The organism is Microbacterium sp. CGR2, assembly GCF_003626735.1.
Taxonomy (GTDB): Bacteria; Actinomycetota; Actinomycetes; order Actinomycetales; family Microbacteriaceae; genus Microbacterium.
In genome coordinates, this window is the sequence record NZ_RBHX01000001.1 from 1,235,989 (window position 1) to 1,261,413 (window position 25,425).

General features: G+C 67.0%; 26 protein-coding genes and 1 pseudogene. 16 read left to right on the forward strand and 11 right to left on the reverse strand.

Annotated elements, in window-relative coordinates:
* Positions 1-24: 24 nt before the first annotated feature.
* The 5 genes from D7252_RS06245 to D7252_RS06265 are packed head-to-tail and all read right to left on the reverse strand — an operon-like array spanning position 25 to position 5,966.
* The gene (locus D7252_RS06245; RefSeq protein ID WP_120774587.1) at positions 25-984 is read right to left on the reverse strand and encodes a metallophosphoesterase; all 960 of its coding nucleotides are present in this window, start codon (positions 982-984) and stop codon (positions 25-27) included.
* A gap of 39 nt (positions 985-1,023) precedes the next feature.
* Complete coding sequence (locus tag D7252_RS06250; RefSeq protein WP_120774588.1) at positions 1,024-2,061, reverse strand: LacI family DNA-binding transcriptional regulator; 1,038 nt, start codon at positions 2,059-2,061, stop codon at positions 1,024-1,026.
* The gene (locus D7252_RS06255; RefSeq protein ID WP_120774589.1) at positions 2,058-3,842 is read right to left on the reverse strand and encodes an iron ABC transporter permease; all 1,785 of its coding nucleotides are present in this window, start codon (positions 3,840-3,842) and stop codon (positions 2,058-2,060) included. Before D7252_RS06255 ends, D7252_RS06250 begins: the two co-directional genes overlap by 4 nt.
* A gap of 1 nt (position 3,843) precedes the next feature.
* Positions 3,844-4,866 carry an ABC transporter ATP-binding protein gene (locus tag D7252_RS06260; protein WP_120774590.1) on the reverse strand — a complete coding sequence of 341 codons (1,023 nt, stop codon included), beginning with the start codon at positions 4,864-4,866 and terminating at the stop codon, positions 3,844-3,846.
* 8 nt (positions 4,867-4,874) lie between these two features.
* Positions 4,875-5,966: an extracellular solute-binding protein gene (locus D7252_RS06265; protein WP_120774591.1), complete on the reverse strand. Its 1,092-nt coding sequence runs from the start codon at positions 5,964-5,966 to the stop codon at positions 4,875-4,877.
* A gap of 326 nt (positions 5,967-6,292) precedes the next feature.
* On the opposite strand from D7252_RS06265, the gene D7252_RS06270 reads away from it, so the two are divergent.
* The 4 genes from D7252_RS06270 to panB are packed head-to-tail and all read left to right on the forward strand — an operon-like array spanning position 6,293 to position 9,166.
* The gene (locus D7252_RS06270) at positions 6,293-7,048 is read left to right on the forward strand and encodes a DUF2520 domain-containing protein (RefSeq protein ID WP_120774592.1); all 756 of its coding nucleotides are present in this window, start codon (positions 6,293-6,295) and stop codon (positions 7,046-7,048) included.
* Complete coding sequence (panC, locus tag D7252_RS06275; protein WP_120774593.1) at positions 7,045-7,908, forward strand: pantoate--beta-alanine ligase; 864 nt, start codon at positions 7,045-7,047, stop codon at positions 7,906-7,908. The genes D7252_RS06270 and panC overlap by 4 nt, the downstream gene beginning before the upstream one ends.
* Positions 7,908-8,300, forward strand: coding sequence for an aspartate 1-decarboxylase (gene panD, locus D7252_RS06280; RefSeq protein ID WP_120774594.1), 393 nt, complete (start codon positions 7,908-7,910; stop codon positions 8,298-8,300). The genes panC and panD overlap by 1 nt, the downstream gene beginning before the upstream one ends.
* Positions 8,297-9,166: a 3-methyl-2-oxobutanoate hydroxymethyltransferase gene (gene panB / locus D7252_RS06285; RefSeq protein WP_120774595.1), complete on the forward strand. Its 870-nt coding sequence runs from the start codon at positions 8,297-8,299 to the stop codon at positions 9,164-9,166. Before panD ends, panB begins: the two co-directional genes overlap by 4 nt.
* On the opposite strand, the gene D7252_RS06290 is transcribed toward panB, so the two are convergent.
* Positions 9,167-9,388 (reverse strand): helix-turn-helix transcriptional regulator, encoded by a 222-nt coding sequence (locus D7252_RS06290; protein ID WP_120774596.1) that lies wholly within the window; start codon positions 9,386-9,388, stop codon positions 9,167-9,169.
* Positions 9,388-9,876: a DUF2975 domain-containing protein gene (locus D7252_RS06295; protein WP_120774597.1), complete on the reverse strand. Its 489-nt coding sequence runs from the start codon at positions 9,874-9,876 to the stop codon at positions 9,388-9,390. Before D7252_RS06295 ends, D7252_RS06290 begins: the two co-directional genes overlap by 1 nt.
* A 110-nt stretch (positions 9,877-9,986) precedes the next feature.
* Between D7252_RS06295 and D7252_RS06300 the strand changes: the two genes are divergently transcribed.
* Both D7252_RS06300 and D7252_RS06305 read left to right on the forward strand, forming a co-directional pair.
* Positions 9,987-10,556: a TetR/AcrR family transcriptional regulator gene (locus tag D7252_RS06300; RefSeq protein WP_120774598.1), complete on the forward strand. Its 570-nt coding sequence runs from the start codon at positions 9,987-9,989 to the stop codon at positions 10,554-10,556.
* A gap of 77 nt (positions 10,557-10,633) precedes the next feature.
* Positions 10,634-12,085, forward strand: coding sequence for an MFS transporter (locus tag D7252_RS06305; protein WP_120774599.1), 1,452 nt, complete (start codon positions 10,634-10,636; stop codon positions 12,083-12,085).
* Positions 12,086-12,123: 38 nt separating this feature from the next.
* Here the strand turns inward: D7252_RS06305 and D7252_RS06310 are convergent, their stop codons facing one another.
* The 3 genes from D7252_RS06310 to D7252_RS06320 all read right to left on the reverse strand — a co-directional run bounded on the left by D7252_RS06310 (position 12,124) and on the right by D7252_RS06320 (position 13,167).
* Positions 12,124-12,516 (reverse strand): type II toxin-antitoxin system VapC family toxin, encoded by a 393-nt coding sequence (locus tag D7252_RS06310; protein WP_120774600.1) that lies wholly within the window; start codon positions 12,514-12,516, stop codon positions 12,124-12,126.
* Entirely contained in the window at positions 12,513-12,743 is a 231-nt protein-coding gene (locus D7252_RS19950; RefSeq protein ID WP_183055200.1) for a FitA-like ribbon-helix-helix domain-containing protein, read from the reverse strand. Before D7252_RS19950 ends, D7252_RS06310 begins: the two co-directional genes overlap by 4 nt.
* A 142-nt stretch (positions 12,744-12,885) precedes the next feature.
* Complete coding sequence (locus D7252_RS06320) at positions 12,886-13,167, reverse strand: helix-turn-helix domain-containing protein (protein ID WP_120776843.1); 282 nt, start codon at positions 13,165-13,167, stop codon at positions 12,886-12,888.
* Positions 13,168-13,235: 68 nt separating this feature from the next.
* On the opposite strand from D7252_RS06320, the gene map reads away from it, so the two are divergent.
* The 4 genes from map to D7252_RS06340 all read left to right on the forward strand — a co-directional run bounded on the left by map (position 13,236) and on the right by D7252_RS06340 (position 18,430).
* A complete protein-coding gene (map, locus tag D7252_RS06325) occupies positions 13,236-14,006 on the forward strand; it encodes a type I methionyl aminopeptidase (protein WP_120774601.1) in 771 nt (256 codons plus the stop codon).
* Positions 14,007-14,089: 83 nt separating this feature from the next.
* A complete protein-coding gene (locus D7252_RS06330; RefSeq protein ID WP_120774602.1) occupies positions 14,090-14,695 on the forward strand; it encodes a PadR family transcriptional regulator in 606 nt (201 codons plus the stop codon).
* A 27-nt stretch (positions 14,696-14,722) separates the two neighbouring features.
* Complete coding sequence (locus tag D7252_RS06335; RefSeq protein ID WP_120774603.1) at positions 14,723-16,432, forward strand: AarF/ABC1/UbiB kinase family protein; 1,710 nt, start codon at positions 14,723-14,725, stop codon at positions 16,430-16,432.
* 42 nt (positions 16,433-16,474) lie between these two features.
* Complete coding sequence (locus D7252_RS06340; protein ID WP_251050651.1) at positions 16,475-18,430, forward strand: BCCT family transporter; 1,956 nt, start codon at positions 16,475-16,477, stop codon at positions 18,428-18,430.
* On the opposite strand, the pseudogene D7252_RS06345 reads toward D7252_RS06340, so the two are convergent.
* A pseudogene (locus tag D7252_RS06345) lies at positions 18,382-19,987 on the reverse strand (SDR family oxidoreductase). The gene D7252_RS06340 and the pseudogene D7252_RS06345 sit on opposite strands and share 49 nt — an antisense overlap.
* 152 nt (positions 19,988-20,139) lie before the next feature.
* Between D7252_RS06345 and D7252_RS06350 the strand changes: the two are divergent.
* The 6 genes from D7252_RS06350 to D7252_RS06375 all read left to right on the forward strand — a co-directional run bounded on the left by D7252_RS06350 (position 20,140) and on the right by D7252_RS06375 (position 25,424).
* Positions 20,140-20,628, forward strand: coding sequence for an SRPBCC domain-containing protein (locus D7252_RS06350; RefSeq protein WP_251050652.1), 489 nt, complete (start codon positions 20,140-20,142; stop codon positions 20,626-20,628).
* On the forward strand, positions 20,625-20,942 hold the full coding sequence (locus D7252_RS06355; protein ID WP_259461060.1) for a metalloregulator ArsR/SmtB family transcription factor: 318 nt from the start codon (positions 20,625-20,627) through the stop codon (positions 20,940-20,942). Before D7252_RS06350 ends, D7252_RS06355 begins: the two co-directional genes overlap by 4 nt.
* Before the next feature lie 29 nt (positions 20,943-20,971).
* On the forward strand, positions 20,972-22,204 hold the full coding sequence (locus D7252_RS06360) for an MFS transporter (protein WP_120776845.1): 1,233 nt from the start codon (positions 20,972-20,974) through the stop codon (positions 22,202-22,204).
* 79 nt (positions 22,205-22,283) lie between these two features.
* Positions 22,284-23,591 (forward strand): ABC transporter substrate-binding protein, encoded by a 1,308-nt coding sequence (locus D7252_RS06365; protein ID WP_120774605.1) that lies wholly within the window; start codon positions 22,284-22,286, stop codon positions 23,589-23,591.
* A gap of 70 nt (positions 23,592-23,661) precedes the next feature.
* Positions 23,662-24,534, forward strand: coding sequence for a carbohydrate ABC transporter permease (locus D7252_RS06370; RefSeq protein ID WP_120774606.1), 873 nt, complete (start codon positions 23,662-23,664; stop codon positions 24,532-24,534).
* Entirely contained in the window at positions 24,531-25,424 is an 894-nt protein-coding gene (locus D7252_RS06375; protein ID WP_120774607.1) for a carbohydrate ABC transporter permease, read from the forward strand. Before D7252_RS06370 ends, D7252_RS06375 begins: the two co-directional genes overlap by 4 nt.
* Position 25,425: the final 1 nt, after the last annotated feature.

The window sequence follows — 25,425 nt, forward strand, 5'->3', positions numbered from 1 at the left end:
CGGCCGGGAGTCAACCACCGGGAGTCAACGACCGGCCGCCCGCCAACCGATCCCACGCCCCGCGATCCGCCGACCGGCCTCATCCGCAGGGACCGCCTCGCCGACATCCCCGCCCCACTGCAATGACACAGCCGAATGCACGATCGTGTCCGCATACACATGAACCAGGTTGTAGCCCTGCGCAGCATCCTGACCACGGGTCGCACCAGGCGGCTGTGTCAGATCCTGGCCATACGCACTCGACGACGCCGCCACCACCGGCACCCCCGCGAACAGGCCGAACGACGGGTGGTGGACATGCCCAGACAGAATCCCCCGCACCTCCGAACCCGCCAACACCTCACGCAACCGAGCCTGACCCCGCAACTCCACCATCACCGCGGTGTCCAATACCGTCGGCAACGGCGGATGATGCATGAGCAGCAAGGTCCCCGCCGACGCCGGCGCCTCGAGCTCCGCCGACAACCACGCCAACTGCGCATCGTCGACCTCACCCCAATGCGCCCCCGGCACCGTCGAATCCACCACGATCACGCGCAGATCGCCGAACCACCGGACCTCGGTGATCGGCTCCTCACCCACAAGACCGCTCGCAGAACCACCGGCACCGGAAACCGTAGGTCTACCGGCGTCCCCGGCAATCCCCGCAATCCCCGCGCCCGCCAACAACTCCGCCCGCATCGCCGCCCGGTCGTCATGGTTCCCGGCCGCCCACACGACTTCGCACCCCAGCGCTGCCGCGGCATCCTCCACCAGCGGGCGCAGCCGCCGATACGCCGACACATCGCCCCGATCCGCCAGATCACCCGTCAGCAACAGAGCATCCGGCTTCAACCCCGAAGCCACCAGCTTCGACAGCATCAACTCCAGATTCGAATCCGCATCCGCGCTGCTTCCGTACAGCGGCGAGCGTTCGCCAGGCAGATGCGTATCCGAGATGTGCACGAAAGTATGCGACGGACGGGGATGTTCGGTGAGGATCATGTCACTTCCTGGTCAGCGAACGGTCGAACAATCAACATTTCAGACAGCGGCCGCCGTCGAACCGACGACCAGCGAACCGGCGAACGACCTCCGCACGGTCGCACCAGCACCAGCACCAGCACCAACACCCGCACGCAACAGGTCCTGCATGGTCTCCACGGCCGCCGCCGCCACCGACTCCACCGGAATCCGCACGGTCGTCAGGCCCAGCAGATCGGCTCCAGGCAGGATGCCGTCGCACCCGGTGACACTCACGTCACCGGGCACGTCGAGCCCTCCGGCCAGAGCAGCCCGCATCACCGCGAGCTGCCGATAGTCCGAGGCGCACATGATCGCAGTGTCTCCCGACACCACGGCCCCCATCGCCTCGGACACCCCTTCATCCGGCCGTGCCCCGGCCGAGATCATCGTCACCGACGCGCCCGCGGCGATCAGCGTCTCCCGCATCGCCTGCGCGCGCAGATGCTCCGGATACGACGCCTCCGGACTCCCGGCCAGCACCACCACCCGGCGATGCCCCAGCGACAGCACATGCGTCGCCAGCATCCGCCCGTGCGCAGCATCGTCATAGTGCGCCGAGTGAATCCGACCCGACTCCTCGCCGCGACCCGCCCGCAGAATCGGCACCTGATCCGTGAACGGCGCTAGCTGCTCCGAGGTGATGCCACCCGTCGCCACGATCAGCCCCGCCACCCGCATCCCGAGCAGCCGGTGCAGCGCACCCACCTGCTTCGCGCCCTGCTCGTCCGCACCGATCGTCACCGTCACCAGGTCGAGCCCGCGCCGATGCGCCTCGTCCTGCAACCGCGAGAACAGCAGACCGTACGCAGGGTTGCTCGCATCGCGCAGCATCAACCCGACCGTGTCCGTGCGACCGGCCGCCAACTCCGCCGCCATCGTGTTCGGCACGTAACCGAGCCGTGCGGCGACCTCCAGAATCCGCTCCCGGGTCTCCGACGCGAAGCGCCCCTCACCCTTCAGCGCGCGCGTCGCCGTCGCCCGCGACACTCCGGCCGCTGCCGCCACGTCGCTGATCGTCACACGCAGAGCGGGCGTCGCATCCATCTCGCCGCTCATGCGGACCGCGCCTTCCGCCGCCGGCCAGAACCGTTCCGCGACCCTCGTCCGTACACGAGATACATGGTGACACCCATGATGATCATCAACAGCACCGTGTACACGAACGTGATCGGCATCGCATCGAGGTTGTTCTCACCTCGCGTGCTCTCCTGGATCGCCACACCCAGAGGCTTGTACAGCGGGTGATAGAGGAAGATCGCCGCGTCGTAGTCGTCGAGCAGGCTGTTGAAGTTCAACGCCGTGATCGCCGCCGCCGTCGGCAGCACCAGGGGGATGATCACCCGACGGAACGACGTCAACGATCGGGCGCCGAGAATCCGGGATGCATCCTCCAGCGAATCCGGCACCGACGCGAAACTCGCCTTCAGCAGCCGCAAGGTGAACGGGATCTTCACGCAGATGTACGCGACGAGCAGCAGCACCGGCGTGCCCGTCAGCACGATGTTCCCCACGATCCCGCGGGGCCGGTCGAACGCCATCACCAGGGCGAGGGCGATCAGCACGATCGGCAGAATCCACGGGATGTGCAGCACGTACTCGATCGCGGTCGTGATCGGGTTGCGGTACTTCTGCAGCACCCGCGCCACGAACAACAGCCCCACGACCACGATCACCGACGCGAGCGCGCTGTAGACGACGCTCACGATGAACGGGCGAAGCGCCGAGGCACTGCTGAACACGGTGATGTAGTTGTCGAGCGTGAAGCTGTCCAGCGTGATCGCGCCCGCCAGGATGCTGCGCGCATCGACGAACGAGAACACCGCGATGAGGATCACCGGGATCAGGTAGATCACCCACAGCACATACGCGACCACGTGCACGACGACGTTCGCGAACGGATTGCGGATCGCCTGCTTCTGAATCCGCGTCGCCACCTTCGCGACCGAGAAGTACACGCCCGACTTCTCCGCACGGTTCATGATCGCGAGCAGGATGATCGTCGCCACACCCAGCACGATCGCCAGCAACGCCGCGATGTCCCGAGTGATCGGACTCCGCGACAGGTCGATGATGAGCGGCGCGACCGTCTGGAAGTCGGGTCCGCCGAGCACCAGGGGAGCAGTCAGCGCGCCGAGCCCGATCAGGAACGTCAGCACCGTGACCGCGAACAGCATCGGCTTCATCACCGGCAGCACGATGCGTCGCAGGATCGTCCAGGTCGATGCGCCCATCAACTTCGCGGCCTCGATCGACGCGTAGTCGACCTTGCCGAGCGACGACGACAGGAACAACATGTGGTTGGTGGTCGTCGCGAACGTCATGACGAACGCCACCGCGAAGAATCCCGAGAACCAGTCGCGGTTCATGTCGGGCCAGACGTTCACCATCATGTTCGTGAAGAACCCGAACCGCCCGTAGATGAAGTTGTAGCCGGCGGCCAGCACGATGCCGCCGTAGATCAGCGTCGTCGCGTACCCGAGCCACAGCACCTTCGCGCCGCGGATCTGGAAGTACTGGGTCACCAGCACGATGAACACACCCACGACGTTGACCGTGATCGACAGGGTGATCGCCAGCAGGAAGCTGTTGCCGAGCGTCTTGATGGCCCGCTCGCTGCCGAACAGCTTCTCGACGGCGGCGATGCTGAACTGCCCGTCCGGGAAGAACGTCGTCCCCAGCAGCGCCGCGTTGGGCAGCACCAGGAATGCCACCGCGAACCAGATCACCACGACACCGGTCACCCACGCCATCGGCGAGCGCAGCATGGCCCGGATGCTGCCGCGCGGACGCTTCGTCTTGCTCGCCCGCCCCGGGATGAACGTCGTCGGATCGCTCATGTCATGCCGCCGGGTACTGCAGAATCCAGCGCGGATCGACATCCACGCGCACGGCATCGCCCGGATTCCAGCGCTGAGCGGATGCCGCAGCCGGCACGCTCACCCGCACGGCCGAATCGGCGACGGCCACCGTATAGACGCTGTGGCTGCCGTGATACGTCCGGTCGACGACGGTGCCATCGACGGATGCGACGGACGCGACGGATGCCGGCGCACCGGCAGGACCAAGATGCAGCTTCTCCGGCCGCACGTAGCTCTCGGCCCTGGCATCCAGGTCCCCGCCGATGTTGATGAGCATGGCCCGAGTGAGGCGGTTGTTCTCGCCGATGAACCGGCAGACGAACGGTGTCGCGCTGCGGTCGTAGATCTCCTCGGGAGTGCCCACCTGCTGCAACCGGCCGGCGTCGAGCACGGCGATCCGGTCGCTGAGGGTCAGCGCCTCTTCCTGATCGTGGGTGACGTAGACCGTCGTCACCCCGACTTCGCGCTGCAGTTCCTTGAGCTGCTCCCGCAGCTGCACGCGGAGCTTCGCGTCGAGGTTCGACAGCGGTTCATCCAGCAGCAGGATGCGCGGCGTCAGCACCAGCGCGCGGGCGATCGCCACGCGCTGCTGCTGTCCGCCGGAGAGTTCCGAGACGTTCCGGTCGAGCTGGGAAGAGGCAAGCCCCGTCCGGTCGGCGATCTCATCGACGCGACGCTTCTGCTCGGCCTTCGACACCTTCTGCACCGACAGCCCGAACGCGATGTTCTCCCGCACGTTCATGCTCGGGAAGAGGGCGTAGTTCTGGAACACCATGCCCACATCGCGCTTCTCGCTGGGCACGCGTGTCACATCGCGCCCCGCGATGTGGATGCGTCCACCGGTCGGCTCGACGAACCCTGCGAGGGAGCGCAGGGCCGTGGTCTTGCCGCACCCGGAGGGGCCCAGGAGGGTGAAGAACTCACCCTCCTGGATCTCCAGATTCAGCTGCGAGACGGCACGATGGTCGCCGAACACGACATCGACGTCTTCGAAACGGATCATGATGGCCCTCAGCCGATGTATTCGAGCGTGACCTTCTCGACCCAGGCGCCGAGGTTCTCGCTCACGAACGAGAAGTCGATCTCCTGACGCGGAAGCTCTTCCATCAGCGCGACGACATCAGGGTTGGCCTGCTCGACCGCCCCTTCGTTGACGGGCATGGCGTTGAACTCGGCGGCGAACTCACCCTGGACCTCGGCGCTGCCGAACCAGTCGATGAACTCCTGCGCGGTCTCTTCCTTCGCGGTGCCGGCGATCGGTGCGATCTGCTCGGTCACGTACGGGACGCCGTACTCCGGAACGATCATCCCGGTGGACGTGCCGTACTCCTCGTCGCGCGCTTCGATACCGCTGGACGGCAGCACGGCGTAGTCGATCTCGTCGCGGGTGATGCGGGCGTACGGGTCGGTGCCTTCGACGGCGGGGGAGCCGTTGGCGTAGTACGACTCCACGAGCTTCCAACCCTTGTCGCTGACACCCAGGTCGCCGTCCTCGTCGAGGTGTCGGGAGAGGATGCTCGCCAGCACGAGCTGCGGGGTCGCCTGGCCGAGAGCCGGGTTCACCTCGTAGCGGCCGGCGTTCGCCTCATCCGTCCACAGGTCGTCCTCGCTGGACGCCGGGTCGCTGACGCTGTTCTCGTCGTAGACGGTCACGATCGCCTGCTCGACCAGCGGCCAGTACACGCCGTCGGCCGCGTCGCCCGCGTCCTTCGGGACCTCTCCGCTCCAACTCGGCTCGTAGCCGGTGATCGCCTCTTCGGCCTTGAGCTGCTCGAAGAACATGTTGTTGAGACCGAACACCACATCGCCGACCGGGTTGTTCTTCTCCGCGATGATGCGGTTCGTGAGGTCGGCACCGCCGAGCCCGACGATCTCGATCTCGTAGCCGGCCTCCGCGGCCTTCTCGGTGATCCATTCGCCACGGCCGTCGCTGTTGGAGTTGGTGTAGACGATGAGCGTTCCGCCCTCGCCGCCGCCGCTTGCCCCGTCGCCCTCGCCACCGCCCCCGGAAGATTCGGTGCCGCCTGCACAGCCCGCCAATGCGATCGCTGTGACTGCCGTGAGCCCGATGAGGGACCAGCGCTTCTTCCGGATGTCGACCATGGTCGTCCTTTCTCGTCGTCGAGTGATGTCAGAGACGACATTACTCGCATGTTGTGGTGTCTATACAAAGAATGTGTTAATCCGTAGACGCGGTCGCGCGCCCGCACTCAAAGTAGGCGCTCGAGGTGAACTCCAGCGCACGCGAAGATGAATTGTGGGCACGGCTGTTCGACGCGGGAGCGATATGCATAGCGCAACGATTGATTGGGTAAGCATTTCGATAGGTGTTCACTTCTGCAACCAGTCACTCTGATCTCAGATTTGGAACGGATACCGCCACAGGCGGATACTCATGGCATCCCCGCTGCCTCCCGAACGGTTCTCCCATGAACACCGCGCACGCGCTCGCCCCCGAGGCGACCATCGTCGTCATCGGCGCCGGACGCCTGGGCCGCGTGCTCGCTCGGGCATTGGGCACCGCGGGGTTCGATGTCCGTGGCCCGATCGGGCGGGACACCGAGATCCCGGATGCCGACGTCGCCCTGCTCTGCGTCCCCGACGCGGCGATCCCCCAGGCAGCGATCAACGCCCGCGGTCATGCATCGCTGGTCGGTCATGTCTCCGGCGCGACCCCGCTCGACGATGTGGACTTCAGCATCCACCCGTTGCAGACGTTCACGGGCACCGAATCTCCCGACATCTTCCACAGCATCGGTGCGGCGGTCGCGGGCAGCACCGACGAAGCCCGCGCCGTCGCCGCCCAGCTCGCCCGCGCGCTCGGCGCCCGCCCGTTCGCCGTCGATGACGCCCACCGAGCGACCTATCACGCGGCGGCATCCTTCGCCTCGAACTTCGTACTCGCCGTGCTCGACGCCGCAGCGCAGCTCGCCTCCGCCTCCGGCATCCCGCAGCAGGAAGCGCGCGACCTCCTCGCCCCACTCGTCCGCCGCACGGTCGACAACTGGGACGCCGACGGAGCGGCCCGAGCGCTCACCGGACCGATCGCCCGGGGAGACGAGACCACCGTCGCCCGTCAGCGAGCCGCCATCGACGAAGTCGCCCTGCACCTGCGAGGGCTCTTCGACGAGCTCACGTCCGCGACGCGAGCCGTCACCGCGCGCACCGACGAGGAGACATTATGAACATCCTCCGCACCATCCTCGAGGTTCGCGCCGTCGTCGCCGAAGCGCGGAGCGCCGGAAAGAGCGTCGGGCTCGTCCCCACGATGGGTGCCTTCCACGAGGGGCACCTGTCGCTGATGCGGCGGGCGCGCGCAGCATCCGATCTCGTCGTCGTCTCGCTCTTCGTCAACCCGACCCAGTTCGGTGCGAACGAAGACCTCAGCTCGTATCCGCGCGACGAGATGCGCGATGCTGCACTCGCCGAGACCGAGGGCGTCGACATCCTGTTCGCGCCCGAGCCGACCGAGATCTACCCCGACGGGTTCTCGACCAGCATCCATGTCTCCGGCATCTCCGAGATGCTCGACGGTGCGAGCCGGGGCCCGCACCACTTCGACGGCGTCGCCACCGTCGTGACGAAGCTGTTCGGCATCGTCCGCCCCGACGTCGCCTACTTCGGTCAGAAGGATGCGCAGCAGGTGCTGGTCGTTCGTCGCGTCGTGCACGACCTCGACCTCGATGTGCGGATCGAGGCCTGCCCGATCGTGCGTGAGGCCGACGGGCTCGCGATGAGCTCCCGCAACGTGTACCTCGATACCGCGGCGCGCGAGCAGGCCACCGCGCTGAACGGCGCGCTGGATGCTGCCGCCGCGGCTCACGAGTCGGGGGAGCACGACGCGGGAAGCATCCTCGCTGCGGCCCGCCGCGTGCTCGCGGATGCCGGAATCGAACCGGAGTATCTCGAACTCCGCGACGCCGAGACCCTGCGTCCGATTCGACGAGTCGAAGCCGATGCCGTCCTCGCGGTCGCCGCTCACGTCGGCGCTGCGCGCCTGATCGACAACCATGTCCTCTCCATCACCGAGAAGGGTGCCGCCTGATGCGACGCACCATGTTGAAGTCGAAGATCCACCGCGCGACCGTCACCGGGAGCGACCTGCACTACGTGGGGTCGATCACCATCGACCCGGACCTGCTCGAGGCGGCGGACATCCTCCCGCATGAGCAGGTGCACGTCGTCGACGTCGACAACGGCGCCCGCTTCGAGACGTACACGCTCGTCGGCGAACGCGGCTCGGGGGTGGTCCAGGTCAACGGGGCGGCAGCGCGTCTCGTGCACACCGGCGACACCATCATCGTCATCTCCTACGCCGACTACTCAGCAGAGGATCTCGCGACCTACGAACCGCGCGTCGTGCACGTCGATCGGTCCAACGCGATCATCCAGGTGGATGACGCCGTCGATCAGCTGCTCACGGAGGCTCGCGCATGAGCGCCCACGCGGCGTCGCGAAAGCGGGTCACGCTGGCGGCGCTGGCAGCGAAGAAGGATGCCGGCGACCCGATCGTCATGGTCACCGCCTACGACCACCCTGGTGCGCAGATCGTCGAGGCGGCGGGAGTCGATGTCGTGCTGGTCGGCGATTCGGCTGCGATGACCGTCCTCGGCTACGACAGCACCGTGCCGGTCACGGTCGACGAGATGCTCATGCTGACCAAGGCCGTGCGGCGGGGGCTGACGACCCCGCTGCTGGTGGGCGACCTGCCGTTCGGGTCGTACGAGGCATCCGACGAGCTCGCGATCGCGACGGCGCAGCGCTTCCTCAAAGAGGCCGGCTGCGATCTGGTCAAGATCGAGCGCGGAGGCACCACCGTCGAGCGGGCGCGAGTGCTCGTGGGTGCCGGCATCCCCGTCGTCGGACACGTCGGGCTCACTCCGCAGACGGCGACGTCGTTGGGCGGCTACCGGGCGCAGGGACGGACGGCCGAGGCGGCGCTCGCCGTGATCGACGACGCGCTGGCGCTGCAGGATGCCGGATGCTCCATGCTGGTCGTCGAAGCGGTGCCGTCCGAACTCACCGCCGCTCTGGTCTCGCTGCTGCGCATCCCCGTCATCGGAATCGGGGCAGGAGCGGATGCCGACGGCCAGGTGCTCGTCTTCCACGACCTGCTCGGCATCTACGACGGGGGAGCGGCGAAGTTCGTCAAGCGATACGCCGACGTGCGCGGTGTGGCGGTAGCCGGTGTCGAAGCGTATGCCGCAGAGGTGCGCGGCGGCGTCTACCCGGCACCTGAGCACGGATACGCGATGGCCGACAGAGAAGCCGAGCGGATGCGGGAGCTGCTCGCCCGACGCTGACTACCGGGTGCCCCCGCCCTCCGGCTCCCACCGCAGCAGGTCCCCCGGCTGGCAGTCCAACGCCTGGCACAGCGCATCCAGAGTCGTGAAACGTACCGCCTTCGCGCGGCCGTTCTTCAGCACCGCCAGGTTGGTGGGGGTGATGCCGATGCGCTCCGCCAACTCGCCGACGCCCATCTTCCTCCGCGCCATCATCACGTCGATGTCGACCACGACGGGCATCAGATCACCTCGTTGTCGAGTTCGGAGCGAAGAGTGCGAGCCTCGGACTCGTGCTCGATCGCCTGCCGCAGCAGTGCCTTCATCACGACGACCAGCAGCGCCATTCCGCCGAGCACCAGAGCCGCACCGCAGATCAGACCCACGATTCCGGGCGCTGTTCCGCCGGGTGCCAGCAGCACAGCCAAGATGAACGCCAGGACGGCAGCCGCGAGGATCGCATCGATGATGACATCGACGTAGCGGAACGATGACTCCGAGAAGATCGAACCGCGTCGCACCTTCGTCAGCAGCATCCACACGCAGACGCCGAAGATCTGCATGGCGATGACGCCCAGCACGATGATCGTCACGAACGCGATCCGCCCCCAGAGCGCCTCTCCGGCGAGGTCGAACCACAGGGCCGGAACGATGAGTGCCTGCACGACCAGGGAACCCAGCAACGCGAGCCCGATCACGACCTGGAGTATGACGATCGTCGGCTTGCTCATGGGGAACCTTTCATCGAAGAACAACGACAATCTATTGTTTATCGTTCGATTGGGCAAGCATTGAACGTCGTTGCTTGCTACGAGAGAAGAGTGAGTGTACGGTCACTCATATGGCGATCAGCACCCGTAGTTCCGTTCTCTCCACGGCCGACGCTCGCCGACCTCTCGTTGCTGCCGCCGCTGTCACCGCGTTCGCGCGAGCCGGCTATCACGGCACCACCGTGGCGGATGTCGCCCGAGAGGCGAAGATCTCACCCGCGTACGCCTTCAAGCTGTACTCCGGCAAGGAGGCGTTGTTCATCGCCGCCCTCGAGGCTTGCTTCGACGCGATCCTGGTCGCCCTCGAAGATGGGGCGGATGCTGCGGCCGAACCCACCCCGGACGGCATCCTCGAAGCGATGGGAGACGCCTATGCTGCTCTCATCTCCGACCGCTCACTGCTGATGCTGCAGGTGCACGCTCAGTCGGTGGCGGACATCCCCGAGATCGGCGCTGCACTTCGCACGGGACTGGGTCGTGTCACGACCTTCGCGCAGAGCCGTTCCGGTGGGTCTGACGATGACGTGCAGCGATTCATTGCGTACGGGCAGCTCTGTCACCTCATCGTCACCACGCAGCTCGACAGCCGCACTGAGAAGTGGGCGACGCTGTTGACCCACGGCATCCGCCACCCCGACTGAAGCTGCGTCGAACAGACCGCTTTTTGTTTGTCCAAAACAGTGAGTGAACAGTCACTCAGTCATCCCAGGAGGAGATCATGACCACCCGCACCCCCACCCCCGCCACCGCTCCGCCCTTCGGCCAGCTCACCGCGTCACCCCACACGCCACGGAGCTCACGCCGCTGGTTGGCCCTCGGCATCCTTGCGCTCGCGCAGTTCCTCGTCGTGCTCGACGCGTCGATCGTGAACATCGCGCTCCCTGTCCTCGGTCAGCAGCTCGGAATGGACACCGCCGCTCTGGCCTGGGTCATCACCGCCTATGTCCTCGCCTTCGGTGGGCTGCTTCTGCTCGGCGGACGTCTCGCCGACCGGTACGGGCACCGCCGCGTGTTCCTCATCGGCACAGCCGGCTTCGTCGCGGCATCCGCCCTCGCGGGGTTCTCCGTCTCGAGTGAGATGCTGCTCGCCGCCCGAGCGGTGCAGGGAGCTTCCGCCGCGCTGCTCGCTCCTGCAGCGTTGGCTCTGTTGACGCAGCTCTTTCCCGACGCGCGGGAACGCACCAAGGCGCTGGGCGTCTGGGGTGGTGTGGCGGGCATCGGCTCGGCGGCCGGGGTGCTGCTCGGTGGCGTGCTCACCGCGAGCTTCGGGTGGCAGTCCGTCTTCTTCGTCAACGTTCCCGTCGGCGCGATCGTGTTGATCGCGATTCCCCTCCTGGTCACCCGCGACGGCGTCCGAACGCCCGGACGACTGGATGCTGCCGGTGCGGTGACCGTCACCGCCTCGCTCGTCGCTCTCGTCGGAGCGTTCAGCGCGGTGGAGCAGCTCGGCTTCCTGCATCCGCTGCCCCTCGTGCTCTTCGCCGCCGCTCTCGCGCTGGGGGCTGTGTTCGTCGTGATCGAACGACGCACCCCCGAGCCTCTCGTCCCGCTGTCCCTCTTCCGCAACCGCAGCCTCGCCCTCGGCAATGTCGTGATGCTGCTGACCGGCGCGGCGATGGTCGCCCTGTTCTTCGCCCTGTCGGTCTACATGCAGGCCGTACTCGGCTACGACGCTCTGACCACGGGCCTGACGCAACTGCCGCTCGCCGGTGCCCTCGTGCTGGTGGCAGGCGCGGTGCCGACTCTGATCGCCCGACTCGGCACCCGACCTGTGCTGTCCGGCTCTTTGCTGCTGCTCGCCGGTGGTCTCGTCTGGCTCTCCGCCGCCCCCTCGGATGCCGCATTCCTGATGCACCTTCTCGGACCGACCCTGTTGATCGGCGTCGGGCTGGGCGGGGCATTCGTGGCGACGACCCAGCTGGCCGTCGAGGGCGTCGAAGGAGGCGAAGCCGGGCTAGCCGGAGGACTCATCAACACCAGCCAGCAGATCGGCGGCGCCGTCGGACTCGCGGTGCTCGGGTCGATCGCCGGTCTCCGGACCGCGATGCTCGAGACCGACGGGGCGACAGCAGCGGATGCTCTCACCGGCGGCTTCGCATGGCTCTTCCTCGGGGCGGCTCTGCTCGCCGTCGTCGGGGCAGCGGTCGTCGCCATCTGGCCGCGCGACTGAGGGCAGGGTCCGGGCCTCGAGTAGGCCGCGACCGTCGCCTAACGCGCCGGCACTTCCGCTGTGCAATGCGCAGCTGCGGCCCCCGCGAGACGCCGGTCAAGCGTGAGGAGGGGAGACCTGCTGACCTCGGCGAGCGCGACATATGCGGCGTCGTAAGCGCTGAGGTTGTGACGCAGATCGAGCACTCGCGAGATCAGGGGCAGCGATGCGTACAGCTCGATCCGGAGTCGAGAGAGATCAGATGCTGCGGAAGCCAGACGTTCGTCGCTGAGCACGCCGCCGCGATTGAGCCCTCGGAGCGCGGAAGCGACTTCGATCGGCAGGATCTCGGGAGCGATGAGGGTCTCTGCGGCCAGTCGCTCGTGAAGTCGGGTCGGTCCGGCGGCGGCGGTCAGCAGGTCGACGACGACGGACGCATCGACGACGATCATCCTTCGCGGCCGTCGCCGACGGCGGCGATGATCGCGCTCGTCGGAATCTGCGGTTGCGGTGGCCGTGTGGCGAAGTCGGCCAACAGTTCCGCCAGCGTCGGCTGGCCTGCCAGGCGCGTGAGTTCCGCGGTCAGGTACTGCTGCAGTGACTGGCCGTGCGCCTCAGCTCGCGCGGCGAGGGCGGCGTGCACCGAAGGATCGAGGTCGCGGATGAGGACGTTCGGCATGCTTTCAGTATGCATGCGCCCGGCCGTCCCGGCAATGGTTGTCGACGTCATGACTTCAGCCTCAGCTGGGAGGGGGGGCCGGCGGGGTCACCGAGGCGCGATCAGTGCGCCGTGCCGCAAAGGCTGGAGCGTGCAGAAGTGGTCAGGACGCGATGCCGCGCGCGTGCATGTCGGCCGCGGCATCCGTCGCGATCTCCGACCACACCGCGTCGAGCGAGAGGTGCAGCACGGCGGCGACCGCGGCGATGGTCGAGAACGCCGGTGTCGCCACACGACCGGATTCGATCTTGCGGAGCGTCTCGGGAGAGATTCCCGCGTCGAGGGCGACGGTCAGCATCGAGTGATCACCGCGCGCACGCCTCAGCAGGGCGCCGAGGCGTTCGCCTCGCTCGACCTCGGCGGGGCTGAGGGGCATCCGGACCATCATGACGCCCATACTAATACCGGGATACTATTACCGGGATAGTTATTCGAAACAACAGAACGGGCGACATGATCGAGATCCTCACCGCCACCGAACTCGATCGAGCCCGCGACGCCGGCGCGCTCGTCGGCCGCATCCTGCAGTCTCTGAAGAACCGCGCCGGGGTGGGCGTCAACCTGCTCGACCTCGACCGCTGGACGAAGCAGATGATCGAGGATGCCGGAGCCGTGTCCTGCTACGTCGACTACGCACCCTCGTTCGGCCGCGGACCCTTCGGCCACTACGTCTGCACCGCGGTCAATGACGCCGTGCTCCACGGCATGCCCCACGACTATGCGCTCGTCGACGGCGACCTGCTGACCCTCGACCTGGCCGTCACCCTGTCGGGCGTCTCCGCCGACGCGGCGATCAGCTTCGTCATCGGCGACTCCCCGGCGCCGCGCGACCTCGCCATGATCGAGACGACCGAGCGGGCGCTCGCCGCAGCCATCGCCGCGGCCCGTCCCGGTGCCCGCATCGGTGACCTGTCCCACGCGATCGGCACTGTTCTGAGCGCGGCCGGCTACCCGATCAACCTCGAGTTCGGCGGGCACGGGATCGGCTCGACCATGCACCAGGACCCGCATGTGGCCAACGACGGTCGTCCCGGCCGCGGCTACAAGCTCCGTCCGGGCCTCCTCCTCGCGCTCGAGCCCTGGGTGATGGTCGACACCGACGAGCTCATCACGGATGCCGACGGCTGGACGCTGCGCAGTGCGACCGGATGCCGCACCGCGCACAGCGAGCACACGATCGCGATCACCGAGACGGGGGCGGAGATTCTCACTCTCGCGCCGTGAGCGGGCGCTGAAACTCCCACCCCACCCTCAGGGTTAACGATATATCGTTGAGTATCGTTCGACACCCCAGGTATGGAGGCATCATGAACAACACATTCCCCTTCAGCGGCCCCGGCAGCAACGACGGCGCCAACAACTTCGGCAGCCTGTTCGGCGGCGCCAACGGCCCCGCCGGCGGAATCTTCGAGGCGATGGACCAGCTTCGCAAGACCTTCGAACAGCGCCCGTCCGGCGGCTCGCGCATGGCCAAGGGTGACGTCCGCACCGCCGTGCTGTCGCTGCTCACCGAGAAGCCGATGCACGGCTACCAGATCATCAACGAGATCGCCGAACGCAGCGGCGGCTCGTGGAAGCCCAGCGCCGGATCCGTCTACCCGACACTCCAGCTGCTCGCCGACGAAGGCCTCATCTCCGCGGAGGAGCAGAACGGTCGCAAGACCTACTCGCTCACCGAGGCGGGACGCGCGGTCGCCGCAGAGGCCACGGGCACCCGTGCGCCGTGGGAGTCGTCCGACAAAGACGGCCACCGCAACGACCCGCGATTCAGCGCCCTCCCCAAGGCGGGCGTCGATCTCGCGGCTGCCGCCGCCCAGGTCGGCCGCAGCGGATCTCCTGAGCAGGTGCAGAGCGCAGTCGACGTCCTCGACGACGCTCGCCGTAAGCTCTACTCGATCCTCGCTCAAGACTGACACCGGGGTGACCGAGAGGAACCACCGATGACGGATGCCGCGGCACAGGGCGTGCATCGTGCTCGGTACCGTCGCATCCTGTCCTTCGCTGCGCGCGAGTTCATCAAGATCTGGTGGTACGAACTCGTGCTGCCCCGGTTCGGACTCAGTTCGGTCGCCGAGCGCACACGTGCACCGCGGATGCAGAAGTTCGCCCGCCGGTTCCACGTTCTCGCGGTCGAACTCGGCGGCCTGATGATCAAGGTCGGCCAGTTCATGTCGTCGCGCCTCGACGTGCTCCCGCCCGAGATCACCGCCGAGCTCGAAGGGCTGCAGGACGAGGTCCCCGCTGTGCCGTTCTCCGGCATCCGCGTCGTCGCGGAGGCAGAGCTCGGGATGCCGCTGGAGCGCGCGTACGCGTGGTTCGACGAGAACCCCGTGGCGGCAGCATCCCTCGGCCAGGCGCATCGCGCCCGATTGAACGACGTCGACACCGCAGACACCGGTCTCGAGAACGTCATCGTGAAGGTGCAGCGTCCGGGGATCGACGGGATCGTCGCGGTCGATCTCGCCGCACTCCGTCGCGTCGGCCGCTGGTTGACGCGCGTCCGCCTCGTCGCCGACCGCGTCGATGCGCCCGCTCTCGTCGAAGAGTTCGCCACGACCAGCCTGCAGGAGATCGACTACCTGCACGAAGCTGCGAGCGCCGAACGCTTCCGCGAGAATTTCACTGACGACCCTCGCGTCGACACCCCGGAGATCGTCTGGGAGCGGTCGACCCGTCGGGTGCTGACCCTGTCCGACGTCACCGCCATCAAGATCAACGATCTCGACGGGCTCCGCGCGGCCGGCATCGATCCATCCGCCGTTGCGGACGTGTTCGCCGAGGTCATGTTCGACCAGGTGTTCACGCACAGTTTCGTGCACGCCGATCCGCACCCCGGCAACATCTTCGTCACCCCGATCCCGTCCACGGAGGTGGCGGAGAACAACGGGCGCAACTTCCGTCTCACGTTCATCGACTTCGGGATGATGGCCGAGGTGCCGGACAACCTCCGCGCAGGCCTCCGTACACTCCTCATCGCAGTCGCGGGCCGAGACAGCCGCGGCCTGGTCACCGCGGCGAAGGAGATCGGCGTCCTGCTGCCCTCCGCCGACACCGCCGAACTCGAGCGCGCGCTCGCCGCCCTCTTCGCCCGCTTCGGTGGCATGGGTTTCGCCGAACTCAGCACGGTCGACCCGCGCGAGTTCAGTGCCTTCGCCGACGAGTTCGGCGACATGGTGCGCTCGCTGCCGCTCCAGCTTCCCGAGAACATGCTGCTGCTGATCCGCGCCGTCTCGTTGACGTCAGGAATGTGCAGCGGACTCAACCCGGCGTTCAACGTCTGGGATGCCGCCGAACCGTACGCCGGGCGGCTGCTGCGGGACGAATCGGGAAACCTCGTGCAAGACGTCGCGAAGCAGGCCATGACGATGGCGACGGTCTCGATGCGGCTCCCGCAGCGGATCGACAACATCATCACGCGCATCGACGACGGCAACGTGTCGTTCGACACCTCCCGGCTCGAACGGCGCCTCGATCGCCTCGAAGGAATCGCCCGCCGGATCACCTCCGGGGTGCTGTTCGCCGCGATGCTCGTCGGTGGCGCCCTGCTCGTGACGCCGCTTCCGCCGCTGGGCATCACGCTCCTGTGCGTGTCTGTTCTGCCGCTGCTGCACTCGCTCTTCGCCGGGGTGGGTCGCCGCCCGTCGCGCTGATCGTCGTGTGCGCCTCTCGCGACCATGGGAGAATCGTCTTCCATGAAGACCCCTGACGAGAAGCCGCCCGCACGCTCCGAAGGCACCGGCGCCGTACGCCTCCCTGCCAAAGCGGGCGAGGCAGCCAGCAAGATCGTCCGTGACATCTCGGCCGTTCCCCCTCGCGGGGTGCACCCGGCGCTCGTTCCCGGGGTCGGGGTCGAGGAGACCGGCCGCACGTACCGCACCGACCCGCTCGTCTTCGGCGTCGCGCTGACCCTCGTGGTGGCGTTCATCGCCTGGGGAGTGTTCGCCGGCGACAACCTCGCCGGCACCACCTCGGCCGCGCTCGGCTGGGTCGTGGAGTACTTCGGCTTCTTCTTCACCACCATCGCCACGATCGTCCTGGTGTTCATGCTGTTCGTCGGCTTCAGTCGCTACGGCCGCATCCCCCTGGGACGCGATGACGAAGAACCGCAGTTCTCGATGTTCTCCTGGATCTCGATGCTGTTCGCCGCCGGCATGGGCATCGGCCTGGTGTTCTGGGGCGCGGCCGAACCGCTGACGTTCTTCGAGAATCCGCCGCCCGGCACCGTCGAGGCGAACACTCTCGAGGCCATGCACACCGCCCAGGCGCAGGTGCTCTACCACTGGGGTCCGCAGGCCTGGTCGTTCTACGCCCTCGTCGGTGGCGCCATCGCCTACGGAGCTTTCCGCCGCGGACGCACTCCGCTGATCTCGTCGATCTTCGCTCCACTTCTGGGCGAAGGGCGCACGGCTGGGCCGCTCGGACGCACCATCGACATCTTCGCCATCATCGTCACGCTGTTCGGCACCGCAGCATCCCTCGGTCTGGGTGCTCTGCAGATCGGGCACGGTGTCGAGATCATCGGCGGCATCGGCGAACTCGGCAACGGCGTGCTGATCGTCGTCATCGCCGTCCTGACCGCGTGCTTCATCGCCTCGGCGGTCTCGGGCGTCTCGAAGGGCATCCGCGCGCTGTCGAACATCAACGCGGTGATGGCGCTCGTGCTGGCCTTCTTCGTGTTCTTCGTCGGCCCGACGCTGCTCATCCTCAACGTGATCCCCTCCATCGCGGTGGAGTTCATCGGCGACCTGCCCCAGATGGTCGCCCGCTCGGCCTCACAGGGTGAAGAGACCCAGGCGTTCCTTTCGGGCTGGACCATCTTCTACTGGGCATGGTGGATCTCGTGGTCGCCGTTCGTGGGCATGTTCATCGCGAAGATCTCCCGCGGACGGACGCTGCGTCAGTTCGTCTCGGTCGTGATCCTCGTGCCGTCCGCCATCTCGCTGGTGTGGTTCGCGATCTTCGGCACCACTGCCATTCAGCAGCAGATGGACGGTGCCGGACTCACCGTGGACCCGCCGGAGCAGGTTCTCTTCGGGGTGCTCGAGAACCTCCCGTTCCCGCTGATCACCAGCATCCTGCTCATCCTGCTGATCTCGATCTTCTTCATCACCGGTGCCGACTCCTCGTCGCTCGTGATGGGCACGCTGTCGCAGCAGGGCCGACCGGAACCGTCGCGCTGGGTCACGATCGTCTGGGGCTCGCTGGTCGGTGTGATCGCGGCCGTGCTTCTTGTCAGCGGGGAGGAGGGGAGTGGTCTGCAGTCGCTGCAGAACGCCACGATCATCGCCGCCCTGCCGTTCGCGGTGATCATGGGATTCATGATGGTCGCGTTCATGAAAGATCTGCGGCGCGACCCGATGATCCTGCGGGAGCGCTATGCGCGGGCAGCCGTCCGGCACAGTGTCATGTCGGGGCTCGAGGAGTACGGCGACGACTTCGCCCTGGTTCCCGTCGAGTACGACCACTCCGACGACGATCTCGCCTGGATCGACGAGGCGACGGTCGATGACACGCTCGCCGAGGTCTACGACGCGGCCACCGAGGCGATCAACGTCGTCCCTGAAGTGGATGCTGCAGACGGGCTCGCCGAATCAGGCGATCATGCCGAGTCCGGTGATTCGGCGACGAAGCGGCCTGATTCCGTCTGAGCCCCTGATGTCGCGCTCTCGGCTGCGGCGGTGATCCGGCGCGCCATCGACGCGAAAATGAACCCGTGGAAGGGCAGCACGGCCAACCAGTACAGTCGTCCGCTCAGCCCGCGGGGAAAGAACACGGCGCGCTGCTCGTAGCGTGCCCCACCGGAGTCGGGTGTGGTGCGCAACTCGAGCCACGCTTCGCCCGGCACCTTCATCTCGGCGCGCAGGCGCAGCAGTCCCGCGGCGTCGTCGCCGGTGCCGGGGGGGCGTGACCGCTTCGACCCGCCAGAAGTCGATCGCGTCACCGGCGCGAGCGGCCGTGCGGCTTCGTCGACCCCGTCGCAGCCCCACTCCTCCGACCAGCCGGTCCATCCAGCCGCGCACCTCCCAGAGGAACCGCGGCGAGTACCAGCCATTCTCCCCGCCGATGCCGATCACCACCTGCCACAGCTCCGAGACGGATGCCGTGGTGTCGAGCGACCGCACGTCGGTGAACACGGTCCGCCCTGCCCACTCCGGGTCGCTCGGCAGCGGATCGCTCGGGGCGCCGGAGACCTCGGCATCCTGCCAACTCGTCTCGATCGTGTCGGCGGCGTCGCGACCGAGGGCGAGGGCGACCGCACGGCGATACGGAGTCAGGCCCCCGGCGGGCCGCGGGATGAGATCGTCGATCGCGTGGTCTTTCATGATGCACTCGTTCTGCAGTGACGCGACCAGCGGCCGGGCGATCGATCGAGGCACCGGGGTGACCAGGTTCACCCAGTGGGAGGCGAGGCCCGGCGTGAGTACGGGAAGCGCGGCGATGGCCCGCTGCGGGAGACCCGCCTCGACCGCATACCCGTTCATCATCTGGCCGTAGCGCAGCACGTCGGGGCCGCCGATGTCGACCGCCCGGTTCACGCTGGCATCGATGCGGGCGGCGGCGAGCAGGTAGTAGAGCACGTCGCGCACGGCGATGGGCTGGATGCGGTTGCGCACCCACTTCGGTGCCGGCATGTACGGCAGCACATCGGTGAGGTGCCGGATCATCTCGAAAGAGGCCGACCCGGAGCCGATCACGACGCCCGCCTGCAGCACGAGCGTGGGGACTCCGGAGCGCAGGAGCCTCTCACCCACCTCGACGCGGGAGCGCAGGTGCGGAGACAGCTTCGCATCATCGGGGTGCAGGCCGCCGAGGTAGACGATCCGTCGGACACCCGCCCTGACCGCGGCGTCCGCGACCGCCGCCGCGGCACGCTCATCGCTCTCTTCGAACCCCTTGCCCGCGGTCATCGAGTGGATCAGGTAGTAGACGACGTCGACGTCGGTCATCGCGCCTGCCACGGCATCCGCATCGTCGGCTGAACCCTCGACGATCTCGCAGTCGGCACCCCAGGGGAAGGATGCCGCGCGCGCGGCGTCGCGCGGCAGCACGCGCACTCGGTAGCCGGCGTTCACCAGGCGAGGAGTGAGGCGACCGCCGATGTAGCCCGTCGCGCCGAGCACGAGCGCACGAGGCGGGGTGCCGTCTTCCCGCGGGCCGGCGCGCAGAGCATCCTCGCGTCCGGTGGGCTGCGTGAGGTCGGTCATGGTCTGAGCGTATGCCGCGGTGGCGACATGCCGAAATGGTGCAACTTGCAGGTTGCACTAATGAGTCATCCGTGCAACCCTGGAGTTGCACATGAGTGGTAATCCGTCCGCTCCTGCCAACGAGAAGAAAGCGAAGCGCCATCATGGTGAATATGACTGACAACCCCCGCTCCGTCGTCGACGAGGCGACACTCTCCGTCCGACGCACGATCCGCATCGCGGCACCGGTCGAGAAGGTGTGGCGCGCCGTCGCCGAGCCCGAGCACATCTCGCGCTGGTTCGGGCGCACGGAACTCGACGGCAGAGGCGTCGGGGCCACCGGCACCATGACCTTCGCGGACTACGGCTCCATCCCCCTGCGTGTGGAGGCCTTCGACGAACCGCACCACATCACGTACAGCTGGGGCAACGACGACGCCCAGGCGGAGCGACCGCGAGTGCTCGACGGCGCGACGTCCACCGTCTTCACGTTCACGCTGGTGTCCGTCGACGGCGGTACGCAGCTCACGGTCGTCGAGTCCGGTTTCGAGCGGACGTCCGCGCCGCTGGCCAACCTCGAGAGCCACCGCACCGGCTGGGACGAGGAGCTCGACAAGATGGTCGCGCTCGTCGAAGCCGAAGCCGCCGAAGGAGCAGCGTGACCACAGAGACCCTGATCCCGATGTTTGCAGCGCTCGCCGATGAGACGCGCTGGAGCATCCTGACGGCGCTCGGTGAGGGCGATGCTTCGGCATCCGCTCTCGCCGGGCGCCTCCCGGTCAGCCGCCAGGCCATCGCGAAACACCTCGCCGTCCTCCAGGAGGTGGGATTGGTCGAGCCGGTTCCCGTCGGTCGTGAGGTGCGCTTCCGGGTCATAGGGTCGGAGCTCGGTGCCACCGCAGCGAAGCTCGACGCGATCGGACGCGGATGGGACCGCCGCCTCGCAGCGATCAAGGAGATCGCCGAAGGCCTCTGACCCCCGGCGCCCATGGAAGGATGGGCGCGATGAACGATCCGAGCGTCCCGGATGCCGCCGAACGACGCGCGCGCATCGCGGTCAGTGCCCTGTTCTTGACCAATGGTGCGCTCTTCGCCAACATCCTGCCGCGGTACCCGGAGATCAAGGCGTCGCTCGGTCTCGACAACGTCGGCTACGGGCTGTCGATCGCGGCTCTCCCCGCCGGCGCGATAGTGGCGGGCCTGGCGGCGGCCTTCCTCATCGGCCGGTTCGGCTCGGCACGGGTGGCGGTGTTCGGCACCGTCGTCACAAGTCTCGGCTACCTGCTGGCCGGTCTCGCCCCTTCTGCACTGCTGTTCCCGATGGCACTCTTCTTCACCGGGGCCAGCGACGCGATCACCGATGTCGCGCAGAACGCGCACGGGCTCCGCGTGCAGCGCCGGTACGGACGCTCCATCATCAACTCCTTCCACGCGATCTGGTCGATCGGAGCCGTGCTCGGTGGAGTCATGGCGGCCGCGGCGATCGCGGTCGGCCTGCCCGTCGGCATCCACCTCGCGATCTCCACGGCGATCTTCGCCGCCGTCGCCCTGAGCGCCCTCCGCTTCTGCCTCCCCGGGCGTGACGAAGAGCGCGGCGAAGACACCGAATCGGATGCCGTCACCGGCGCGACCGAGATGGCCGGCGCGCAGGCACCGGTGCGCCGGGGTGTGAGCTTCCGGACCGTGGCGATGCTCGCGGCGCTCACCCTCGTCGCCATGGCGGGTGCCATCGCCGAAGACGCGGGCAACTCGTGGGCGACCCTCTATCTCGCCGACTCCCTCGGTGCCGCGGCGGCGGTCGCGCCGATCGGGTTCATCGCGCTCGTCGGGGCACAGTTCGTCGGACGGCTGCTCGGCGACAGTCTCACGGACAGATTCGGGCAGCGCGTCGTCGCCGGCGTGGGCGGGATGATCGCGGCAGTGGGGATGGCGCTGGCTCTCGCTTTCCCGAGCATCCTCGGCACGATCCTCGGATTCGCCGCCGTCGGGTTCGGCATCGCGACGCTGATCCCGGCAGCGATGCACGCGGCGGACGAGCTCCCCGGGCTCCGACGGGGCGTGGGTCTGACGGTCGTCTCCTGGTTGTTGCGCGTCGGCTTCCTCCTGTCCCCGCCGTTCGTCGGGTACATCGCCGACGAGTACAGTCTGCGAGCGGGACTGCTCATCGCTCCGGTCGCCGGAATCGTGGCCGTGCTGCTCTGCGGCGCACTGGAGAAGCGACGCGTCGGTCGCCAGTGACCGTATACGTATTCACCCCCGCGATATAATGCGAAAATAGGCTTCCCTAAGTCGACTGCATACGTATACCATCAGCCGTATGGCACACAACAAGCATCGGGCATTGCCGGTTCTCGCACTCGCAGCCGTGGGCATCGTCGCCCTCTCCAGCTGCGGCGCCGGAACCCGCACCGACAATGACAACGCGACAACGGTGTCGTGCGACTACACCGCTCCCGAGGGCAAGACCACGGTCAACGTGCTCGCCTACAACTCCTCCGCGATCGATCCCTTCACCGACACGATGGTCTCGAGCTGCTCGACCGACGACGTGACCCTGAAGCACGACCCGATCGACTTCGGTGGACAGGTGACCAAGACGACCGCCACCCTCGCCGGCGAGACGGGCACGTACGACATCCTCGAGACCTATGGCTTCGTCATCCCGGGGCTCGGCGAAGACGAGAAGCTCGTCCCGCTGAACGACCTGTGGGACACCTACGCCGACGACTACGGTCTCGGCGACATCAGCGAGTCCATGGTCGAGGGCATGTCCTACGACGGCGATATCTACGCCGTACCCATGCAGGCGCAGATGTACGTGATGGCGTACCGGACCGACGTCTTCGAAGACCTCGGGCTCGAAGTGCCGACGACGTTCGGCGAGATGATCGAGGCGGCCGAAGCCATCAAGGAAGCGGGGGTCATGGACTACCCGATCGCCCTGCCGTGGCTCGCCACCAGCGACGTCTCGACGGGATTCCAGGCGGCGATGAACTCGCTGGGCGCCGATTTCGTCACCGCAGACGGCGAGGTCACCCTCGACACACCAGAGGCCAAGGAGGCGGTCGAGGCGATGCTCTCCCTCAAGCCGTACATGGACCCCCAGGTCACCACGTTCGACCAGCCCAAGGTGCAGCAGCAGATGTTCAACGGCACGGCCGCGATGTCGATCATGTTCTCCGGCCGCATGTACGACCTGACGCTCGAGTCCAACTCGAAGCTCTCCGACTCCTTCGGGTTCGCCGGCGCTCCGAAGGTGTCGGACGACGCGGAATACTCCTACAACCGCCTGTCGATCGACGGCTGGTCCATTCCGTTCAACACCAAGCTCGACCACGAGATGCTGTTCGTCATGATGGCCTCTGCCGTCAGTGAAGACGCCTCCGAGGCATCCGTTCCTGCCGCCTACCCGGCCAGGGAAGGAATGGTCACCGAAGAGAACTCGCCGTACGGCGCAGCTGCCAACGATTCGATCGCCAGCGTGGCGCCGCCGGTCGTCTCGCCCTACACGGCGGACATCACCAACGAGATCCGCCCGATCCTGGTGCAGGTGCTCAACGGCAGCCTGGCGGTGGACGAAGGGCTCGCGCAGATGCAGGCCGCCGGCGAGAAGATCGCCGGCTGACCCCCACCGACAGCAGTGACTGTGGCCTGAGCGCGAGTTCAGGCCACAGTCCGTCCAAAGGAGGACGCCAATGAAGGCACGTGAATTCTGGGTGCTCTTCTTCCCGAGCCTGCTGGTGATGGCTGCACTCCTCGTGCTCCCTCTGGTACGCACGGTGCAGTGGAGCTTCGAACAGGTCCGCTACGGCACACCCGGGACTTTCGTCGGTCTCGACAACTTCGCGAACGCGCTCACCGACCCGCGGTTCCACAGCGCGGTCATCTTCACGGTGGCAGTCACCGTGGTGACGACGGCGATCCTGCTGGTGGCGGGCTACATCATCGCGACGGGCATCAACCGCATCACCACGTCCCGCCCGCTGGTCCTCGGCATCATGCTCGTCTCGTACGTGCTGCCGAACCTCGTCGGAGCCGTCGCGTTCTCCTGGCTCTTCGACGACAACTTCGGCGGGGTGGTGAACAGGCTGATCGGGTTCTTCGGCGGCACGCAGGTGCTCTGGTTCACCGACCAGGTGCCCAACGCGATCCTGGTCATCGCGAACACCGTCTGGCACATGCTCCCGTTCGCGATGCTCATCATCCTGGCAGGGCTGCAGGGAGTTCCGGCTGAACTCAAAGAGGCCGCGAAGATCGATGGTGCCAACGCGTTCCAGACGCACATCAGCGTCATCATCCCGACGATTCGCGGGGTGCTGGGGTTCGTCACCCTCATCACGATCATGGATGTGCTCCGCATGTTCGACAACCTGATCCCGCTGTCACCTCAGGCGCAGTCGATCGGGAACGAGTCGATCATGCTCTACGTCTATTCGGTCGCTTTCGCCGACGGCGCGGAGCAGCTCGGCCTCGGCAGCGCGATCAACGTCCTCACCATCCTGCTGATCCTCATCATGCTGATCCCGTTCATCCGGGGCATCTTCAAGGAAGCGAAGGCCGAACGATGAGTCTCACCGCCGCAGAGCTCTCCACCAGGGCCATCGTCACCCGGGGCTCTTCGCCGCGCAAGCGTCGCGGGACCCGTCGCCCACCCGTCATCACGGGGCTGCTGCTCGGCATCCTGTGCTTCGTCATGCTGAGCCCCTTCATCTGGATGACGCTGTCGGTGACCAAGCCCACCGACGTGGCGTTCGCGAATCCGCCGGTGCTCTGGGACTATCAGCCCACCCTGCAGGCCTTCGTCGACCTCTGGGAGACCACGTACTTCGCCGACTACCTCATCAACACCCTGGTCGTCGCCACGGTGTCGACGGTCGTCGCGCTGGTGATCGGGATCCCGGCGGCGTACGCGCTGTCCCGATTCCCCAGTTACGTCTCCGCGCTCCTGCTCGTGCTCGCCCTCATCTTCCGTGCACTGCCGCGCTTCGCGGTCGTGCTGCCGATGTACGACATCAGTCGCGCGCTCGGAATCTACGACACGACGTTCGCGCTCGCCATCGCGCTCGTCGCGATCAACCAGCCGTTCACGATCTGGTTGCTGCGAAACTTCTTCGCGGAGATCCCCCGCGAACTCGACGAAGCAGCCATGATCGACGGCTGCACCAGGATCGGGATGCTACGCCGGGTCATGATCCCGCTGATGGGGCCCGGCATCCTCACCGCCGGCATCTTCGTCTTCCTGTTCGCATTCCAGGAGTACCTCACCGCGCTCGTGCTCACCGACACCTCGTCGAAGACGGTGCCGGTCTTCATCGCCACGCAACTCGGGCAGACACTGCCGATGCTCCAACAGGCGGGGGCGGCATCGATGCTCTTGACCATCCCGGTGTTCGTCATCGCGTTCATCGCGCAGAAGTACCTCGTCGCAGGGCTCAGCGACGGCGCTGTGAAGGGCTGAC

Bases quoted from the DNA above. Each gene is read 5' to 3' on its own strand.
- D7252_RS06245 (WP_120774587.1), bottom strand. From the start codon at position 984: ATGATCCTCACCGAACATCCCCGTCCGTCGCATACTTTCGTGCACATC.
- D7252_RS06250 (WP_120774588.1), bottom strand. From the start codon at position 2,061: ATGAGCGGCGAGATGGATGCGACGCCCGCTCTGCGTGTGACGATCAGC.
- D7252_RS06255 (WP_120774589.1), bottom strand. From the start codon at position 3,842: ATGAGCGATCCGACGACGTTCATCCCGGGGCGGGCGAGCAAGACGAAG.
- D7252_RS06260 (WP_120774590.1), bottom strand. From the start codon at position 4,866: ATGATCCGTTTCGAAGACGTCGATGTCGTGTTCGGCGACCATCGTGCC.
- D7252_RS06265 (WP_120774591.1), bottom strand. From the start codon at position 5,966: ATGGTCGACATCCGGAAGAAGCGCTGGTCCCTCATCGGGCTCACGGCA.
- D7252_RS06270 (WP_120774592.1), top strand. From the start codon at position 6,293: ATGAACACCGCGCACGCGCTCGCCCCCGAGGCGACCATCGTCGTCATC.
- panC (WP_120774593.1), top strand. From the start codon at position 7,045: ATGAACATCCTCCGCACCATCCTCGAGGTTCGCGCCGTCGTCGCCGAA.
- panD (WP_120774594.1), top strand. From the start codon at position 7,908: ATGCGACGCACCATGTTGAAGTCGAAGATCCACCGCGCGACCGTCACC.
- panB (WP_120774595.1), top strand. From the start codon at position 8,297: ATGAGCGCCCACGCGGCGTCGCGAAAGCGGGTCACGCTGGCGGCGCTG.
- D7252_RS06290 (WP_120774596.1), bottom strand. From the start codon at position 9,388: ATGCCCGTCGTGGTCGACATCGACGTGATGATGGCGCGGAGGAAGATG.
- D7252_RS06295 (WP_120774597.1), bottom strand. From the start codon at position 9,876: ATGAGCAAGCCGACGATCGTCATACTCCAGGTCGTGATCGGGCTCGCG.
- D7252_RS06300 (WP_120774598.1), top strand. From the start codon at position 9,987: ATGGCGATCAGCACCCGTAGTTCCGTTCTCTCCACGGCCGACGCTCGC.
- D7252_RS06305 (WP_120774599.1), top strand. From the start codon at position 10,634: ATGACCACCCGCACCCCCACCCCCGCCACCGCTCCGCCCTTCGGCCAG.
- D7252_RS06310 (WP_120774600.1), bottom strand. From the start codon at position 12,516: ATGATCGTCGTCGATGCGTCCGTCGTCGTCGACCTGCTGACCGCCGCC.
- D7252_RS19950 (WP_183055200.1), bottom strand. From the start codon at position 12,743: ATGCCGAACGTCCTCATCCGCGACCTCGATCCTTCGGTGCACGCCGCC.
- D7252_RS06320 (WP_120776843.1), bottom strand. From the start codon at position 13,167: ATGGTCCGGATGCCCCTCAGCCCCGCCGAGGTCGAGCGAGGCGAACGC.
- map (WP_120774601.1), top strand. From the start codon at position 13,236: ATGATCGAGATCCTCACCGCCACCGAACTCGATCGAGCCCGCGACGCC.
- D7252_RS06330 (WP_120774602.1), top strand. From the start codon at position 14,090: ATGAACAACACATTCCCCTTCAGCGGCCCCGGCAGCAACGACGGCGCC.
- D7252_RS06335 (WP_120774603.1), top strand. From the start codon at position 14,723: ATGACGGATGCCGCGGCACAGGGCGTGCATCGTGCTCGGTACCGTCGC.
- D7252_RS06340 (WP_251050651.1), top strand. From the start codon at position 16,475: ATGAAGACCCCTGACGAGAAGCCGCCCGCACGCTCCGAAGGCACCGGC.
- D7252_RS06350 (WP_251050652.1), top strand. From the start codon at position 20,140: ATGACTGACAACCCCCGCTCCGTCGTCGACGAGGCGACACTCTCCGTC.
- D7252_RS06360 (WP_120776845.1), top strand. From the start codon at position 20,972: ATGAACGATCCGAGCGTCCCGGATGCCGCCGAACGACGCGCGCGCATC.
- D7252_RS06365 (WP_120774605.1), top strand. From the start codon at position 22,284: ATGGCACACAACAAGCATCGGGCATTGCCGGTTCTCGCACTCGCAGCC.
- D7252_RS06370 (WP_120774606.1), top strand. From the start codon at position 23,662: ATGAAGGCACGTGAATTCTGGGTGCTCTTCTTCCCGAGCCTGCTGGTG.
- D7252_RS06375 (WP_120774607.1), top strand. From the start codon at position 24,531: ATGAGTCTCACCGCCGCAGAGCTCTCCACCAGGGCCATCGTCACCCGG.